At 57.9% G+C, this 17,255-nt stretch carries 14 protein-coding genes; 6 read left to right on the plus strand and 8 right to left on the minus strand.

Annotation, left to right across the window (positions count from 1 at the left end; all coding sequences use genetic code 11):
• Positions 1 to 234: 234 nt before the first annotated feature.
• The 3 genes from AAAB35_RS06510 to AAAB35_RS06520 all read right to left on the minus strand — a co-directional run bounded on the left by AAAB35_RS06510 (position 235) and on the right by AAAB35_RS06520 (position 2,394).
• Positions 235 to 750 (minus strand): winged helix DNA-binding protein, encoded by a 516-nt coding sequence (locus tag AAAB35_RS06510; RefSeq protein WP_340667397.1) that lies wholly within the window; start codon positions 748 to 750, stop codon positions 235 to 237.
• Positions 751 to 913: 163 nt separating this feature from the next.
• Complete coding sequence (locus AAAB35_RS06515; protein ID WP_340667398.1) at positions 914 to 1,342, minus strand: DUF6163 family protein; 429 nt, start codon at positions 1,340 to 1,342, stop codon at positions 914 to 916.
• Positions 1,339 to 2,394: an enoyl-CoA hydratase/isomerase family protein gene (locus tag AAAB35_RS06520; RefSeq protein WP_340667399.1), complete on the minus strand. Its 1,056-nt coding sequence runs from the start codon at positions 2,392 to 2,394 to the stop codon at positions 1,339 to 1,341. The genes AAAB35_RS06515 and AAAB35_RS06520 overlap by 4 nt, the downstream gene beginning before the upstream one ends.
• A 155-nt stretch (positions 2,395 to 2,549) precedes the next feature.
• Between AAAB35_RS06520 and hemB the strand changes: the two genes are divergently transcribed.
• The 5 genes from hemB (at position 2,550) to AAAB35_RS06545 (ending at position 6,438) form a co-directional block, all read left to right on the plus strand.
• Positions 2,550 to 3,587, plus strand: coding sequence for a porphobilinogen synthase (gene hemB, locus AAAB35_RS06525; RefSeq protein ID WP_340667400.1), 1,038 nt, complete (start codon positions 2,550 to 2,552; stop codon positions 3,585 to 3,587).
• A 79-nt stretch (positions 3,588 to 3,666) separates the two neighbouring features.
• Entirely contained in the window at positions 3,667 to 4,137 is a 471-nt protein-coding gene (locus tag AAAB35_RS06530) for an RDD family protein (protein ID WP_340667401.1), read from the plus strand.
• 73 nt (positions 4,138 to 4,210) lie between these two features.
• Entirely contained in the window at positions 4,211 to 4,624 is a 414-nt protein-coding gene (locus AAAB35_RS06535) for a hypothetical protein (RefSeq protein WP_340667402.1), read from the plus strand.
• A gap of 110 nt (positions 4,625 to 4,734) precedes the next feature.
• A complete protein-coding gene (locus AAAB35_RS06540; protein ID WP_340667403.1) occupies positions 4,735 to 5,481 on the plus strand; it encodes an arginyltransferase in 747 nt (248 codons plus the stop codon).
• A 57-nt stretch (positions 5,482 to 5,538) separates the two neighbouring features.
• Positions 5,539 to 6,438: a DMT family transporter gene (locus AAAB35_RS06545; RefSeq protein ID WP_340667404.1), complete on the plus strand. Its 900-nt coding sequence runs from the start codon at positions 5,539 to 5,541 to the stop codon at positions 6,436 to 6,438.
• Positions 6,439 to 6,444: 6 nt separating this feature from the next.
• Here AAAB35_RS06545 and AAAB35_RS06550 read toward each other — a convergent pair whose 3' ends face one another.
• The 4 genes from AAAB35_RS06550 to parC form a co-directional block, all read right to left on the minus strand.
• Positions 6,445 to 9,591 carry an efflux RND transporter permease subunit gene (locus tag AAAB35_RS06550; protein ID WP_340667405.1) on the minus strand — a complete coding sequence of 1,049 codons (3,147 nt, stop codon included), beginning with the start codon at positions 9,589 to 9,591 and terminating at the stop codon, positions 6,445 to 6,447.
• The gene (locus AAAB35_RS06555) at positions 9,588 to 10,796 is read right to left on the minus strand and encodes an efflux RND transporter periplasmic adaptor subunit (protein WP_340667406.1); all 1,209 of its coding nucleotides are present in this window, start codon (positions 10,794 to 10,796) and stop codon (positions 9,588 to 9,590) included. The genes AAAB35_RS06550 and AAAB35_RS06555 overlap by 4 nt, the downstream gene beginning before the upstream one ends.
• A gap of 26 nt (positions 10,797 to 10,822) precedes the next feature.
• Positions 10,823 to 11,536 (minus strand): helix-turn-helix domain-containing protein, encoded by a 714-nt coding sequence (locus tag AAAB35_RS06560; protein WP_340667407.1) that lies wholly within the window; start codon positions 11,534 to 11,536, stop codon positions 10,823 to 10,825.
• Between the two features lie 110 nt (positions 11,537 to 11,646).
• A complete protein-coding gene (gene parC, locus AAAB35_RS06565) occupies positions 11,647 to 13,935 on the minus strand; it encodes a DNA topoisomerase IV subunit A (RefSeq protein WP_340667408.1) in 2,289 nt (762 codons plus the stop codon).
• Between the two features lie 213 nt (positions 13,936 to 14,148).
• Here parC and AAAB35_RS06570 point away from each other — a divergent pair, with 213 nt between their 5' ends.
• A complete protein-coding gene (locus AAAB35_RS06570) occupies positions 14,149 to 15,345 on the plus strand; it encodes a hypothetical protein (protein WP_340667409.1) in 1,197 nt (398 codons plus the stop codon).
• A gap of 108 nt (positions 15,346 to 15,453) precedes the next feature.
• Here the strand turns inward: AAAB35_RS06570 and aspS are convergent, their stop codons facing one another.
• Positions 15,454 to 17,244, minus strand: coding sequence for an aspartate--tRNA ligase (aspS, locus tag AAAB35_RS06575; protein WP_340667410.1), 1,791 nt, complete (start codon positions 17,242 to 17,244; stop codon positions 15,454 to 15,456).
• Positions 17,245 to 17,255 lie beyond the last annotated feature (11 nt).

The following is a 17,255-nucleotide window of genomic DNA, read 5'->3' on the forward strand; positions in this document are numbered from 1 at the left end:
AACAGCAGCTTTAACACTGATCGCGCAATCGTGATGCTGACCAGGACCTCTCCGGCTGTCTGCTTGCATTTTCGCTGAGCGTGTAATGACTTCGTCGATTTCCACGCCATTATGGCGGATTGATGACTGGCGGTACCATGACGTGTGCAGGACCTGCCAATGCTAACAGAACAATTCTCAAAGCCCGCCCTCGCGGGAGCGAAGCCGGGCTTTTGGGTGCAGACACAGCTAAACCTACATACGATAGGCGATGCTATCGTTCCAGAAGCGATCGAGGCGCTGCAGAGCCTTGTTCATTGACTGGAATTCCTCCGCCTTGATGCCGCCGACATGTTCGATCGATGCAATATGGCGTTCGTAGAGACCCGCCACCAGTTCGGCTACTTCCGTGCCTTTCTCCGTCAGGCTGACGCGAACGGAGCGGCGATCCGTGCGAGAACGTTCGTGCGAGATGAAGCCAAGCTCAACGAGTTTCTTCAAATTGTAAGAAACATTCGAGCCGAGATAGTAGCCGCGGCTGCGCAACTCGCCAGCCGTCAGTTCAGCATTGCCGATGTTGAAAAGCAGCAATGCCTGGATCGCATTAATGTCGCTGCGGCCATTGCGGTCGAATTCATCCTTGACCACGTCAAGCAACCGCCGATGTAATCTTTCGACCAACTGAAGTGCTTCAAGATAAAGAGTTCGCAACGCAGTATCACTGGGTGTCGAACGCTGGTTTTCACCAGATTTTCTCTGAGTGTTGTTCATAATATCTGCCTCGCTGTTGTTTCGGTGTATTTTTCTCACCGTTGAGGCAACACTATCGAATACGCATAAAATTCGACTTAAAACACAGACTTAACAGTACCTTACCTTGGCTCAATCAATTTCAGGCTTAATGAAGACTTACACCGGCATCTAAAAAAACGCTCTAACGCCTGGGTTTCGCCTGCCGGCGCTTCTGGACGAATAGCAGGATTCTGAACGCGATATAGACAAGTGCCACGCTGCCGTGAATGACGGCGACCTGCGGCTTATAGAAGAAGTATCTGGAGAAGGTGGTGAACATCAACGTTTCGCCGAGCGCTGCGACAAACCAGATGACCGGACCCCACGACACCATCATCCAAAGCCCTGTCGATGCAACCGGATAAAGCACAGCAAGCGATACGGACGCCACTTTCCATTGCCACGGCATGAGGTCGAAGCGCCAAAGCATGCCCTCGTAGTAGCCGCTGATCTGGGCCCAATACCCCACTCCCGCGACCAGGCAATAGATGGCGACAAGGCGCAGAAACCAGACAAAGCCCAGTTGCGCGATCGTCGGGTCAAATGGCAGATGCGTCGGCCTCTCGCTCATGCCAGCTTCAGTTCACGGTCACCAAGGGGGGCAAAATAGGCCCCCACCAGCTCGGGCGTGACATCGTCGATGGACGCTGGCTGCCATACGGGCGCGTTGTCCTTGTCGACCAGAAGCGCACGGACACCTTCGTAAAAATCATGGTTCTCAAGCATACGCGACAATATCCGGTACTCCATCTGCATACACTGATCCATCTCAAGATGTCCGCCCTCGGCGATCTGCCTGAACGTGACGTGCAGGCTGGTCGGCGAGCGGGTCTTGATAAGATCAAGGATCTGCTGCGCCCATTCGTTTCCATTAACACCTGAGGCGGCAAGTCGGATAAGACAGCCGCCCAGGGTTTTCGAATCGAAGAGCACGCCGATCATATCGCGCGTTTTCTCCGGTGTTTCATAGTCCGGATTGATGGTTTTTCCCCGCAAAGCTACCTCGGGTTTGCCCGTCCTGATCAGGCTGCGCCTTACTCTCTCCTTGTCCTCGGCCTTGATCGCATGGGTCGCGATCCCGCTTTGCAGGCAATCTCCCTGCCGGATACGATTGCCGGTCAAGGCAAGATAAGTGCCGAAATGTTCGGGCAGATGTGGAAGGAATGCGCTGCCGCCGACATCGGGAAAAAAGCCGATGCCGACCTCCGGCATGGCGAAAAGGACGTTCTCCGTGACGACACGGTGCGAGCCGTGGACCGAAATTCCAACCCCGCCGCCCATGACGATACCGTCGATGAGTGAAATATAGGGCTTAGGAAAATGACGGATATAAGCATTGAGACGATATTCGTCGGCAAAGAATTCATAGAGCGGCTCGCTGGCCTTGCCAGCATGATAGACAGCAAGGATATCGCCTCCCGCACAGAACGCGCGCCCCTCGCCCTCGACAACGACGCAGTAGACATCGGGATCGGTCGACCAGGCAATAAGAGCACGATGCAGCGCATTGACCATGGTCCGCGTCAGCGCATTGAGCGCCTTGGGCCGGCTTAGGCGGACAAGCCCTGCCTTGCCGCGCCTCTCGAACAGGATCTCGCCTGCCCCGCCAAAGTCGATTTCCATGCGCCCCTCCGAGCTTGAGCCTGCAACGTTAGGAAACTCGAGTGTGCCGCGTCAATGGATCCCACACGACCCCTAATATCTTGGTCCACAGCCTGTTCCCTGTTAGAAACATTACAAACAGAGGAAATGTCCACCCTGGTGGGGTCAAGGTAAACATGAACAAACACCCAGCTTTTGCGGGCCCTGCTGGCCGGACCGTTGATGAAATCACGCAAGGTCGTCGCTTGCGGCGCATGCGCAAGGCGGATTGGTCGCGGCGGCTCGTCCAGGAAAACCAGCTGACTGTGAACGACCTGATCTGGCCGATCTTTCTTTGCGAGGGGGTGAACCTGCGTGAAGATATCGGCGCGATGCCGGGCGTCCAGCGTTTTTCGGTCGATATGGCGGTGCGCGAGGCTGAACGGGCGGCGAAACTCGGCATTCCAGCGATCGCCACCTTCGCCAATATCGACCCGGCCCTGCGCGACGAGACGGGTTCGGGCATTCTCGATCCCAACAATCTGATCAATCGCGCGACCCGTGCGATCAAGGATGCGGTGCCGGAAATCGGCATGATCACGGACGTCGCCCTTGATCCCTTCACAAGCCACGGCCACGACGGAATTCTGCGTGATGGAATTATCGTCAATGACGAGACCGTCGAGCAGATCACCAAGGGAGCTGTGCTTCAGGCGGCCGCCGGCGCGGATATCATCGCGCCATCGGACATGATGGATGGCCGTATCGGCGCCATCCGCGAGGCGTTGGATCAGAACGGTTTCCAGGATGTCGCCATCATGGCCTACGCGACAAAGTTTGCCTCCGCTTTCTACGGTCCCTATCGTGAGGCCATCGGAACGTCCGGCCGGCTCAAGGGCGACAAGAAGACCTACTACATCGATCCCGCCAATACGGACGAGGCGGTACGCGAGGCCGAGCAGGATCTGGCAGAAGGTGCGGATTCGCTGATGGTCAAACCCGGTCTACCCTACCTCGACATCATTCGCAGGCTGAAGGATGCCTTTGCAATGCCGACCTTCGCCTATCAGGTTTCCGGCGAATACACGATGATCAAGGCGGCGGGCGCCAACGGCTGGATCGACGAAGAGCGGGTGATGATGGAAACGCTGCTCGCGTTCAAGCGCGCCGGTTGCGACGGAATTCTCACGTATTTTGCGCCGATCGTCGCCGAGCGGCTGAAAGCCCGCGCCTGATCGCTCCTTGATTTTTCATTCCCGAGTTCCCAATTTCAGCGCAACGGCATTCTGTGGCCGGTTTGAAACGGAAAACGAAATGAACACCAAAACGCTTGATGGCGAAATTGTAACCAGCCGCCTCGATGATTGGCGCCTCTATCAGGGCGTGCGGACGAGCCGGGCCTTCGCCTTCCTGATCGACTATGTGATCGTTTTCTTGCTGTGCATTCCGGTTGCCATCCTCATCGCGATTCTCGGTGTCGCTACCCTCGGTCTTGGCTGGACGCTTTATGGCATCATGTTCCCGGCGGTAGCCCTCGCCTATGTTGCAACGACGCTTGGCGGCCAACGCCAGGCAACCAAGGGCATGCAGATGATGGGTATCAAGCTCGAACGCCTCGATGGCCAGAAAGTCGATGGCCTGCTCGCTATCGTCCATACGGTGCTTTTCTGGGGCCTCAACGTGGTTTTGACGCCGCTCATATTGCTCGCAACCTTTTTCCTCGACCGCAAGCGCACGGTGCACGACCTTCTTCTGGGGACGGTTGTCGTCCGCGCTTACAGCTAACTCCATGGCTCAGTTCATGGGCCGAAACTAATTCAAGGCCCTCTCTCCCGAGGGCCTTTTTCAGGATATCAAGATGATGAAGCTACGTTTATCTGCGCTCGCGCTCGCGGCGCTATCATTCTATGGGCTCGGCACCGTGGCAGGCATAGCCTCTTCGCCCGCCGGGCGATATTGCGGCGAAATGATTTCAAGCGGCGCCTATCGCGATGTCGAGACGGTCCTGAATGTCGATAAGACAGGGCACATCAACGGCACCTATGAAGCCGCTGACTCCACCGGCCGCCTTGTCGGAACGCTGACCGAAAAGGAAGACGGCAACGGAACCTCCAGGTCGCTGATCTGGACCGACAAGTACGGCACTGGCCGCCTTGATGTGCATTTTTCCGATGATTACAGGGAATTCAATGGACGCTGGGGTGCATCCAAGGACGGCAGATTCGATGCTGTCAGTCACACTTGGACCGGCTCTCCTTGTGGCACAAACTAGAGTGATAATATCTCGCCGAAGACATTCACTGCTGAATGCAATATAATTCAATTGACGTTTCGGATGGTCATACGATTCTATAGGTATTGCAGACCGTCTCAGGGCATGGAATGACGCACCAACCACAGCAGTCACCACAATTCTTCCTGACAGCACCCTCGCCCTGTCCCTATCTGGAGGGGCAACTCGAGCGGAAGGTCTTCACGCATCTTGTCGGCGGTCGGGCGAGTGAGCTTAATGATCTTCTGACGCAAGGCGGGTTTCGGCGCTCACAGAATATTGCCTACCGCCCTGCCTGCGAAAACTGCCGCGCCTGTGTCTCGGTGCGCATCCTTGCCGGCGAGTTCAGGCAGGACAAGTCCATGCGCCGCGTATGGAACCGAAACCGCGATCTCCTCGGCAATATTCATCATGCCGAACCTTCCACTGAGCAGTATTCCCTTTTCCGGCACTATCTCGATGCCCGCCACAACAAGGGCGGCATGTCGGAGATGACGGTGCTTGATTACGCGATGATGGTGGAAGACACGCATGTACCGACGCAAATCATCGAATATCGGCGGCGCGGTCCGGACTCCTTCATCACCAAGAAAGGCGAGGGCGAGCTCATTGCGGTGGCGCTGACTGATGTGATGGGCGATGGGCTGTCGATGGTCTATTCGTTCTTTAATCCGGAGCATGCGAGCCGTTCGCTCGGGACATTCATGATTCTCGACCATATCCAGCGCGCCGCCGCCGCTGGTCTGCCCCACGTCTATCTTGGCTACTGGGTGGCGGGGTCGCGAAAGATGCAATACAAGATTCGCTATAAGCCCCAGGAACATCTCGGTCCCAAGGGGTGGGAGCGTCAAGCCTAACTCAGCCTGCCCTATCACTGCCCTGGCATGCGGCAAATAAAATATCGGAAACGCCGCATGTCACAGCTTCACCTCGACCATCGCAAGGGTTTGCTTATCACCGGCCTTGGTGGCCTCATCCTGACCGCCGATATTCCATTGTTGCGGCTTGGCGAGGGTGAGACCTGGTCGACACTTTTGCTGCGCAGCGCAACAACCTTCGTAAGCGCATTCATTATCTGGGCGATCTGGAGCCTCGCGACCGGCAAGCGGCGCCCGATTGTTCCTGGCCCCGTTGGCTATCTGGTGGCCGGCCTCTACGGCTTTACCTCTATCACCTTCATGATCGCCGTTTACAATACCAAGACGGCCAACCTCGTTTTTATCCTTGCATTCAATACCGTCTTTTCGGCACTCCTATCCTGGATATTCCTGAAGGAACGGCCGAAAACCGCTACATTTATCGCCATGTTCTTCATGCTGATCGGCGTCGGCATCATTGTCCGCGAAGGGCTTTCCTCGGGTCATGTCTTTGGTGATCTGGTGGCGCTGCTCTCCACCTTCATCCTGTCATCCGCCATTACCGTAAGCCGGTCATCGGGCAAGGACATGGGATTTGTCGCGATCATCGGCACCGCATTGCCCATGGCGGTCGCGGCCTTCATGGTGACGCAGAACGGCTATTCGGTCGCGGTGCCCGGCTGGATCATCTTCAACGGCGCCGTTGTGACGACGCTTGCGTTTCTCTGCCTCGCCACCGGCCCGAAATTCATCTCCGGACCGGAAGTGGCGATGTTCTATCTGCTAGAAACCGTGCTGACACCTATTTGGGTGTGGATGATCTTTTCGGAAAGGCCGAGTGATCCGACCCTCGTCGGCGGGCTGATCATCATCACCGCGCTCGTCTGCCACTCGCTCTGGCAAATGTACCACACGCGGCGGATGGCGCGGCTGAGAGCGCTAAGGCATCCGGTTTGAGACCATCTACTCCGCCGCTTCGGCAATGATCCGGCGCGACGCGGGCAATGAAACCGCGTCAACGCCATGAGGCGTGGCATCTGCCTCGTCCGGCTTGTTCGGGCGGAAGGACCAATGGAAGGCGCGGCCCATCCAATGGCTGGCATCGTCCATGATCGTATAGAATGACGGAACGAATACGAGCGACAGGACCGTCGACACCAGCAGACCACCAATCACCGCGATTGCCATAGGCGCGCGGAATTCGCCGCCGTCACCGAAAGCCATCGCAGCGGGCAGCATGCCGGCAGACATTGCGATCGTCGTCATCACGATGGGTCGGACGCGCTTGCGTCCGGCATCGATGATCGCCTCGTTACGGGCAACGCCATGCTTGACCTCCTCGACAGCGAAGTCGACGAGCATGATGGCGTTCTTGGTGACGATGCCCATCAGCATCAAGATACCGATGACGACCGCCATCGACACGGAATTATTGGTCAGCAACAGCGCAACGGCAACACCGGCGATTGATAGCGGCAGCGACATCAGGATCGTGAAAGCGTGGAAAATGCTGCCGAACAATAGGATGAGGACGACGAACACGAGCATCAATCCCATGATCATCGCATCGCGGAACCCGGCGAACACTTCGCCCATGACTTCGGCGTCGCCCGTTTCCTGAATGCGCACGCCCTCGGGCATGGATTTTGCGGCCGGCAGATTTTTGACGATGTCCAATCCCTCGCCGATCTCCTTGCCGCCAGCCATATTGGCTCCGACGACGACACGCCTTTCGCGATTGAAGCGCTCGATTGATGAAGGTCCCTGACCGAAACTGATATCGGCGATGGATTCAAGCGGCACAACAACCCCCGCCGGTGTCGTCACGGTTTGCGTGCTGAGGATGGACAGATCGCGGCGCGCCTCTTCGGTCAGCTGGACGCGGATCGGAATCTGCCGGTCGCCGATGGTGTATTTCGCAAGATTGGCATCGAGGTCGCCAAGAGTGGCAACGCGCAGCGCGTCAGAGACTTGCGAGGTCGAAATCCCAAGTTCCGCCAGCTTGTCCATGCGCGGCGTCACGATGATTTCCGGCCGGTCGAGGGCGGCGGTCGAGGATACTGCCTGGAAATTGCCAGTCGCCGTCATCGCGCTCTGCAACAGGCGGGCCTGTTCGCTGACCTTGTCGCCATCGCTGCCTATAACCCCAACGGCGAATTCGCGCTCACCACGATCATTGACGAAATTTGCACGCAGATCAGGCACTTCTGAAAGCTTGTTAAAGATGTCGACTTCGATCTGTTTCTGCGTCCGGTGACGTTCGCTCTTGTGGCTGAGCTTGACGATCATGGTAGCACGGCGCGTGTCGAGCGATCCGGTTGGCGAAGCGCCACCGGTGACATAGGTCTGCTGGACCTCCGGAATCTCCCGCACCCTCAAAGATGCCTCGTCGGTTACCCGCAGCGTCTCGTCGATTCGGGCGCCGGGTGGCAATTCGAGACTGACGGCAACGCGCGCCTCATCCTGCGGCGGCACGAATCCGGACGGCAGGAAACCCATGGCCCAGATGGCGAGTGCGAAAAGCGCGATGCCGCTGATCAACGTCAACCAGCGATAGCGCAGGGTAACGGCGAGAAAGCGGGTGTAAGCGCGGATCCAGCCGGCTTCCTTATCGCCATGGTGAAGGCTCTTGCCATCTCTCAGGAGATACGCGGTCATCATTGGTGTGAGCAATCGGGCGACCAAGAGCGAAAAGAACACAGCGACTGCGACGGTAAGACCGAACTGCTTGAAATACTGCCCGGCGATCCCGCTCATGAAACTGACAGGCGCGAACACCGCAATGATCGTGACCGAAATGGCAATCACCGCGAGACCAATTTCATCGGCGGCTTCAAGCGATGCCCGGTAAGGCGATTTGCCCGAACGCATATGGCGGACGATGTTCTCGATCTCCACGATCGCATCGTCGACGAGGATCCCGGTGACGAGGGTGATGCCAAGCAGACTGATGAGATTGAGCGAGAAGCCCATCATGTCGATGGCCCAGAATGTCGGTATAGCCGACAGGGGCAAGGCGATGGCCGCGATCAGCGTCGCGCGAATATTCCGAAGGAACAGGAAGACCACCACGATCGACAGCAGCGCGCCTTCCACGAGCGAACTCATCGCCGATTCATAATTGCCGTAGGTGTAGTTCACAGAGTTGTCGATGATATTGAACCGCGCGTCAGGATACTTCGCCTTCAGCTGGTCCATGCGCGCCTGCACCAGCGCATAGACATCCGTGTCGCTGGCCCCCTTGGCGCGAAAGACACCGAGCGAAACCACGGTCTGGTTATTGACCCGAGCAAATGATTTCGGTTCCTCATAGGCATCGCTCACGGTACCTAGGGCATCGAGGCGCACGGAGCGGCCGCCAGCGAGCGGAATTTCAACGGCGCGCAAATCGTCGAGCGTACGCGATGCGCCAAGTGTGCGAATAGTCTGCTGCATCGTGCCGAGATCGCCGCGACCGCCGGTCAGATCGGCATTCATGGATTTCAGCGCCCGATTGACGTCCCAGGCCGTCACGCCTAGGGCCGTCAGGCGGTCAGGATCAAGCGAAACGCGTATCTCACGGGTAACGCCACCATAGCGCTCTACCCGGCCAACGCCTTTCAGGCCCTGGATATCGCGAATGATCTTGTCATCGACGAACCAGGACAGCTCTTCCGAGGTCATGGTCGGGGCCGAGACCGCATAAGTCAGGATCGACGAGCCTTCGACATCGACGGAGTTGATGATCGGCTCCTTGATGGTCGCCGGCAGGTCGTCCCGAATGCGCGAAACAGCATCTTTTACGTCATCGAGCGCCTTCTGCGTATCAACTTCGAGGCGGAACTCGACAAGGGTTGTCGAATTGCCTTCGGTAAGGTTCGTGGTGACATTCTTGACGCCGGTTATATTCGCGACGGAGTCTTCGACGCGCTTGGCGATCTGTGTTTCAAGTTCGGTCGGCGCAACGCCTGGATCAGTCACCGAGACCGATATCAGCGGCACGTCAATGTTGGGAAACCGCGTGATCGGCAGTTTTGCAAAGGCCATCAGGCCGAGGACAACCAGCACGACGAAAAGAAGGATCGAGGGGACCGGGTTTCGAATCGACCAGGCGGAAATGTTCCAGTTCATTTGACGGCCCCTGTTGCCTCATCGGTTACGCGAACCGGAGTCACATGGTCGCCATTGGCAACGAACGTGCCAGCGCGTGCCACGACTTCCTCGCCCTCAGCCAGTCCCTGCAGGATTTCGACAGCACGATCGTTGCGAATACCGAGTTCCACCTTCCGGCTCTCCACGACGCCGTCCTTGACCACCTGCACCAACGCCGAACGGCCATGGTAAACCACGGCGGAAAGAGGGACGTTGATGCCGTCGCGTCGTGTGAGTTCGATCACGGCTCGGGCGAAGTTGCCGGGCCTGATCGCCGGATTCTTTTCGAGGGCGATCTTTACCGAACCAAGACGCGAACTCGCGTTGATTTCAGGTGAGATCAGCCGGACGCGCCCTGCCACCGGCTCGTCCATACCTGAGACGCGCACCGAAACCGGCATCTTCTCCTTAATGCGAGGCAAATCGACTTCGGGAACACTGGCCGCGACTTCGAAATCCTGGTCGCGGGCAATGCGGAACAGCGGACCCGCATTGAAGGATACGATACCGCCAAGCAGCGCGTTGCGACTGAGGACCACGCCGCCTGTCGGCGCCTTCACGTCTGCCTTTTGGAGTCGCAACAGGACGTCGCGCTTCTGTGCTGCGACGAGCTGCAACTGCGACTGGGTGGCGACCAGGGCCTGGCGCGCCGTGTTGAGGCGGGCATTAGCGCTGTCATGCGCGTTGGTCGCGTTATCGAGTTCCATTTTCGAATTTATGCCCTTGCTGGAAAGGGCACGCGCCCGCTCAAGCGCTTCCATGGCCTGGCGAACCGCAATCTGCGCATCGACGATCTGGGCCTCTGACTGGGAAATGGAGGCGTCGGCTTGCGCGCGTTGCGCCTCGATCTGCGCAAGCTGGATCTGGAGTGCCGATTTGTCCAGGCGGGCAAGAATATCGCCCTCCTTGACCACATCGCCCTGGTCGGCATTGAGTTCCAGCACCAGCAAGCCGGCAACGTCGGTTCCGACAGCAACTTCCTGGCGTGGCACGATAGTACCGTTCACGGTAATGGTCGAAACCATCTCGCTGTTGCCGGCCGGAATGACATTGATGACCGGCGCCTTTGCCTCAGCGACCGCGGCAACGGCTCTTTCTTCGGCCCGTCCACTCACGATCATGGAGGGTGAAAGGCTCAAGACGAGAGCCATGTAAACCAGAATTTTTTTGCTGTGGGGGCTCATCGGAAAACTCGAGTTGGGAGCGATAACTAAAACGTGGATCTTGTAGGGCGCAGCATGGATTCAGCCAGCGCCCGGAAAACCGGTTCCAGCGCTTCGACTGGAACGCCTTGCGAGGGAAAATTGCGCATGATGATCCCCTCACCCATTGCGGCCAAGGAAACGACGACCAACTCCATTTCCGCAATCGGATTGATCTCGCCGCGTGCCTTGGCGGCCTCGAGGGCAGCAAGCAGCTTCTCGCGCATCAGCCCTTCGTGAAGTTCGCAGGTCGCCGCGACCGTTTCGTTGCGCATCGCTTCGGCTCGCACCTCGACAAAAAGGCGCGCGCTCGAATCAGCGGGCCCGGGACCGCTATAATTCAACGACATCTTGCGAACATGGTCGATGCCGACCTGTGTGATCGCATCAATGATGTCGCTCGATTGCAGCATGCGATCGAGGATTTCGGCACTCTGCCGGCGATGCATTGCCGCAATGGTTTCGATGATCGCTTCCTTGGACGGGAAATAGCGATAAAGCGCCCCGGGGCTCATGCCGGCTTCGGAACAAATCTCGTTCATCGAGGCGCCGCGGAAGCCGGAGCGTATGAAACAAGTCATCGCGGCGTTGAGGATACGCTCCTCCTGCGCCTCGCGATTGCGGGCGCGCTTTCCGAATAGCTTGGCCACGAAGCACCGGGACTCGTCCGCATCAACGTCGGACATACCCGCTGCCTGCTTCGGCAGGACTTGATCAACCATCGAACAACCAAATGAGAGAGAACGTTCTCTCTCATTTATACGAGTGGTTGCTCGACGTCAATACGCGAGAGATCATTCTCGTTTATAAACGAATTGATTGGTCGTATCGATCACGCAAACTTGCCGGAACGCGGAAAACCCTTCGGCACCATCCGCCCCGCAGTGGCGCGCGGCCCGATCCACTCAAGGAGTTCATCCTTGCTGCGGCTGAATGTGCGCTCGGCAGCGTCCTGCCAGGTCAACCCCTGCTCCATGGCGAAGATGCGGATATCCGAAACGCCGCCATCCTTATAACGCTGCAGGCGAACGCCTTTGCCGCGGCCCAATTCCGGCACTTCCGAGAGCGGGAACACCAGCATCTTGCGATTCTCGCCAACAATTGCCACCGTGTCGCCGGTGACGGGAACGCAATGCCGCGCCTCATCCGGCGCCTTGACGTTCATCACCTGCTTGCCCTTGCGGGTGTTGGCAATGACGTCGGCTTCCGGCACCACGAAACCATTGCCGACAAGCGACGAAAGAAGGAGCTTGCGCTCGGGGCTGTGCACGAATGCGGTGACGATGTCCTGGTCGTTCTCCATATCGACAATGATGCGGATCGGTTCGCCATGGCCTCGTCCACCTGGAAGGCTGTTTGCGCCGATTGTGTAGAACTTGCCGCCTGTGGTCAGAACAAGAATGCGATCGGTCGTCTCGGCATGGAAGGCAAGCTTGAGCTTGTCGCCTTCCTTGAAGGTCAGTGCAGAGAAATCGGCAAGATGCCCCTTCATGGCGCGCAACCAGCCTTTTTCGGAAACGACGACGGTGACCGGTTCTTTCTCAATCATCGCGTGGTGAATGTCGGTCAGGTCATGCTGCGGCGCCTCGGCGAACGTGGTGCGGCGCTTGCCGAGCGGCGTATCCGGCGCATATTTCTTCTGCATTTCCGAGATCTGCCAAGCAATCGTCTGCCACTGCTTGGGCTCCGAGCCGAGGAGTTGTTCGATTTCGCGCTTCTCGGCGCTGAGGCCGTCAAATTCCTTGCGGATCTCGAATTCTTCAAGCTTTCGCAGCGAACGCAACCGCATATTCAGGATCGCCTCGGCCTGAACGTCGGTCAGTTCGAAGCGCCTGATCATCTCCTGCTTCGGCTCGTCTTCCTCGCGGATGATGCGAATGACCTCATCGATATTGAGGTAAGCGATCAGCATGCCGCCGAGAATTTCGAGACGGCGCTCGATCTCGCCGAGCCGGTGCCGTGACCGCCGGATCAGCACGTCCTTGCGGTGTTCAAGCCACTCCTTCAAAACGTCGCGCAAGGACAAGACGTTCGGCACCTTGCCGTTCGACAGCACGTTCATGTTCAAGGGGAAGCGCGTTTCGAGCTCCGTGAGCTTGAACAGCGATTCCATCAGGATATCCGGATTGACGCTGCGGCTCTTGGGTTCAAGCACCACGCGTACATCCTCGGTGGATTCGTCGCGAACATCGTCGAGCAGCGGCAATTTCTTGGCGATCAGGAGTTCCGCGATCTTCTCGATCAGCCGCGATTTCTGCACCTGGTAGGGAATTTCGGTGATGATGATGGTCCAGGTGCCTCTGCCCAGGTCCTCGACCTGCCAGCGGGCGCGCAGGCGAAAGCCGCCGCGACCGGTCTTATAGGCGTCAAGAATAGCGTCCGGCGTTTCGACAAGGATGCCGCCGGTCGGAAAATCCGGCCCGCGGACCATGGTCTTGAGCGGGTCTTCTTCCTCAGCCGTGGACATCAGTTGCTCGACGGTCGCGTCCGGATGCTTAATCAAATGCAGCGCAGCTGCGCAAAGCTCGGAAACATTGTGCGGCGGAATCGACGTCGCCATACCGACGGCAATGCCCGACGAACCATTGGCGAGAAGATTTGGAAACGCACCCGGTAGGACGATCGGTTCCTCGTCCTCTTCATTATAAGTCGGCCGGAAATCGACTGCGTCCTCGGTGATGCCTTCCAAGAGCAACATCGCGACATCGGTCATCCGCGCTTCGGTGTAGCGCATCGCCGCCGGATTATCGCCATCGATATTGCCGAAATTGCCTTGTCCGTCGACGACCGGGTAGCGCACGGCAAAGTCCTGTGACAGGCGTACAAGCGCGTCGTAGATCGACTGGTCGCCATGCGGATGGAACTTGCCCATGACTTCGCCGACGATGCGCGCGCACTTGGCATAGGCCTGGTCGGGCGAGAGGCGCAGGAGGCGCATCGCATGCATGATACGGCGATGAACCGGCTTCAGCCCATCGCGCACATCAGGCAATGCTCGATGCATGATCGTCGATAGCGCATAGGCAAGATAGCGCTCTTCCAGCGCCGCCTTCAGATCGACCGGCTCGATGTTGTTGTCATTGTCGTCGCCATTGTCTGGCGGAATCACGCTTTTTCCCATGTCAATGGGTTATCAACTCGCCGATTCGCGGGCAAGCAATGATTCGCCAAGATCACAGCCAGATGGCTGGCTGGACGGTACTTTCATGCGCGGCCCTTGCTTTCAGTTACCAAATCTGACTTTGTCGCGCTCGGGCTGCAATCGTGCGCGCCGGACCGCCTTAGTTTTGCCGCTGCGGGACGCTTCGAATGTGGGAACAGAAGGGATCAACTCATGGCTTCAATGCATCTGAAATCCAGCCTGCGCCTCCTCGGCGCGACCTCTGCTCTCATCGTTTTCTTTGCCGGATCAGCCTACGCGGTTGACGGAAATGCGGTGGCAGCGCGCCTCAAAGCGGTCTACGCCGAACAGGGCGGCACCTTCGACTATGGCAGCGTCGAGACGAATGGCTCGACAGTCATCCTGAAGGATACGAAGGTATCGACCGCGGGCGTGAAGGAAAGCTTCAAAGCTGGCGACGTGACATTGAGTGACGTGACGGATGCGCCTGGAGGCGGGTTCAAGGTTGGCTCACTGACGATACCGGATATCGATTTCAGTCCGGAAGGCGAGCCCGACAGCAAGATCAATGTCAGTGGTATCAGCCTCGCAGGCATTACCTTGCCCCCCGAAGGTTCAACCGACCCATTGGCGAAAATCCTCCAATATGAAAAGGCCGAAATCAAGCATTTCGACCTCAACGCCAAGGGCAAGGACGTCTTCACGGCAGACAACCTGACCGTAACCGTTTCGCCAATCACCACGTCGAGCCCGGTCACGTTCACATCGAATGTCGAACGCTTCAAGGCGGATTTGTCGGCGGTAGAAGACCCCAAGACGAAGGATGCCCTCAAGGCGCTCGGCTATGAAACGCTGACTGGCAAAATCGACATGAGCGGCAGCTGGAACATGGCCGATGGTCGTCTCAATCTCGAGAAGATGGATTATGTCGCAGACAATGCCGGTACACTTGGCATCAAGCTCGATATTTCCGGCTACACGCTCGATTTCATCAAGGGATTGCAGGAAGCCACCAAGAACATGGAAGGCAAGCCGGATGACGCTCAGGGCATGGCGATGCTCGGCTTGATGCAACAGTTGAGTTTCAACAGCGCCGCGATTCGCTTTGACGATGCGTCGCTCACCTACAAAGCGCTCGACTATGTCGCCAAGCAGCAGGGTGGCAAGCGTTCCGACCTGATCAACCAGGCCAAGATGATCATTCCCATAGCCGCGACCCAGCTCAAGAACGCTGAATTCGCGCAAACGCTCGCGGAAGCGGTCAACACCTATCTCGATAATCCGAAGACGATCGAGGTCAAGGCGCTGCCGGCGAAACCCGTACCCTTTGCCGTCATTGCCGCAGGCGGGATGGCTGATCCAAAATCGTTGATCAAGACGCTCGGCGTGACCGTCAGCGCGACTGAATAGCGGCGATTGCATTGCTATCCTCGGTTTTGACCCGAGGATCCATGGGACAACAAAAAGCCCGGCATTACTGCCGGGCTTCCTTTTTCTTCAATCCGTTGAGAAGGGTTTTTAATTCTCTTTCTTCACCGGATTGAGGCGGATGTTGAGTTCGCGCAGCTGAGCCGGCGAAACTTCCGACGGGGCATTCATGAGAAGATCATAGGCCTGCTGGTTCATCGGGAACATCGTGATCTCGCGCAGGTTCTTGGCGCCGACGAGCAGCATGACAATGCGATCGATGCCCGCAGCCATGCCGCCATGTGGCGGCGCGCCATACTGGAACGCCCGGTAGAGGGCGCCGAAGCGCTCTTCCACGGTTTCGCGCGAGTGACCAACCGCCTCGAACGCCTTGACCATCGTCTCGGGCAGATGGTTGCGGATTCCGCCCGAGGCAATCTCGAAGCCGTTGCAGACCATGTCGTACTGAAACGCCTTGATCGTCAGTGGATCCTGGTTTTCCAGCGCATCGATGCCGCCCTGTGGCATGGAGAACGGATTATGGGCAAAATCAATCTTCTTCTCTTCGTCGAGCCATTCGAAGAAGGGGAAATCGACGATCCAGCAGAGCTTGAACTGGTCGCGCTCGACGAGGTTGAGTTCCTCGCCGGCACGGGTGCGTGCGGCGCCGGCAAAAGAGACGAACTTCTTGGGGTCGCCCGCAACAAAAAACACGGCGTCGCCCTCGCCGAGGCCAAGCTGCGTGCGGATTGCCTCCGTGCGTTCCGGACCGATGTTCTTGGCAAGTGGTCCTGCGCCCTCCAGCGTCTCGCCTTCCTTACGCCAGAAGATGTAGCCGAGGCCGGGCTGTCCCTCGCCCTGTGCCCATGAATTCATGCGATCGCAGAAAGCCCGCGACCCGCCTGTCTTGGCCGGAATTGCCCAGACTTCGACCTTCGGGTCGTTGGCGATCATATTCGCAAAGACCTTGAAGCCCGAACCTGCGAAGTGCTCGGTGACGGTCTCCATTTCGATCGGATTGCGCAAGTCAGGCTTGTCGGATCCGTATTTGCGCATCGCGACATCGTAGGAGATGCGCGGAAATTCCTGCGTCACCGGCTTGCCGTCGGCGAATTCCTCGAAGATGCCACGCAGGACCGGCTCCATTGTGGAGAGAACGTCGTTCTGCTCGACAAAGCTCATCTCGATGTCGAGCTGGTAGAATTCACCCGGCAGGCGGTCGGCGCGTGGATCCTCATCGCGGAAACATGGCGCGATCTGGAAATAGCGATCGAAGCCCGACATCATGATGAGCTGCTTGTACTGCTGCGGCGCTTGCGGCAGCGCGTAGAAGTTGCCTGGATGGATGCGGCTCGGGACGAGGAAATCGCGTGCACCTTCCGGCGAGGAAGCAGTGAGAATCGGCGTCGAGAATTCGGTAAAGCCGATCTCGGCCATGCGGCGGCGCATTGCACCGATGATCGTCGTGCGTGCCATGATGTTCTTGTGCAAGGTATCACGGCGCAGGTCGAGGAAGCGGTATTTCAGACGGATATCTTCGGGGTAATCGAGCTCGCCGAAAACCGGCAGCGGCAGCTCCTTGGCTGCAGACAGCACCTCGATCTCGCGTGCGAAGAGTTCGACCTCGCCCGTCGGCATATTGGGATTGATCGTGTCGTCGGTGCGGGCCTTGACCTCGCCGTCGACGCGGATAACCCATTCGCCGCGCACCGTTTCGGCCAGCTTGAATGCAGGCGAATCCGGGCTTGCAACGATCTGGGTCAAACCGTAGTGGTCGCGCAGATCAATGAAGAGAATGCCGCCATGATCGCGGACGCGGTGGACCCAGCCGGAAAGACGAACAGTCGAACCAACGTCCGATTTACGCAAGGCTGCGCAGGTGTGGCTGCGGTAACGGTGCATCATATGTGCCT

The sequence above is a fragment of the Phyllobacterium sp. genome (assembly GCF_037994425.1).
GTDB lineage: Bacteria > Pseudomonadota > Alphaproteobacteria > Rhizobiales > Rhizobiaceae > Phyllobacterium.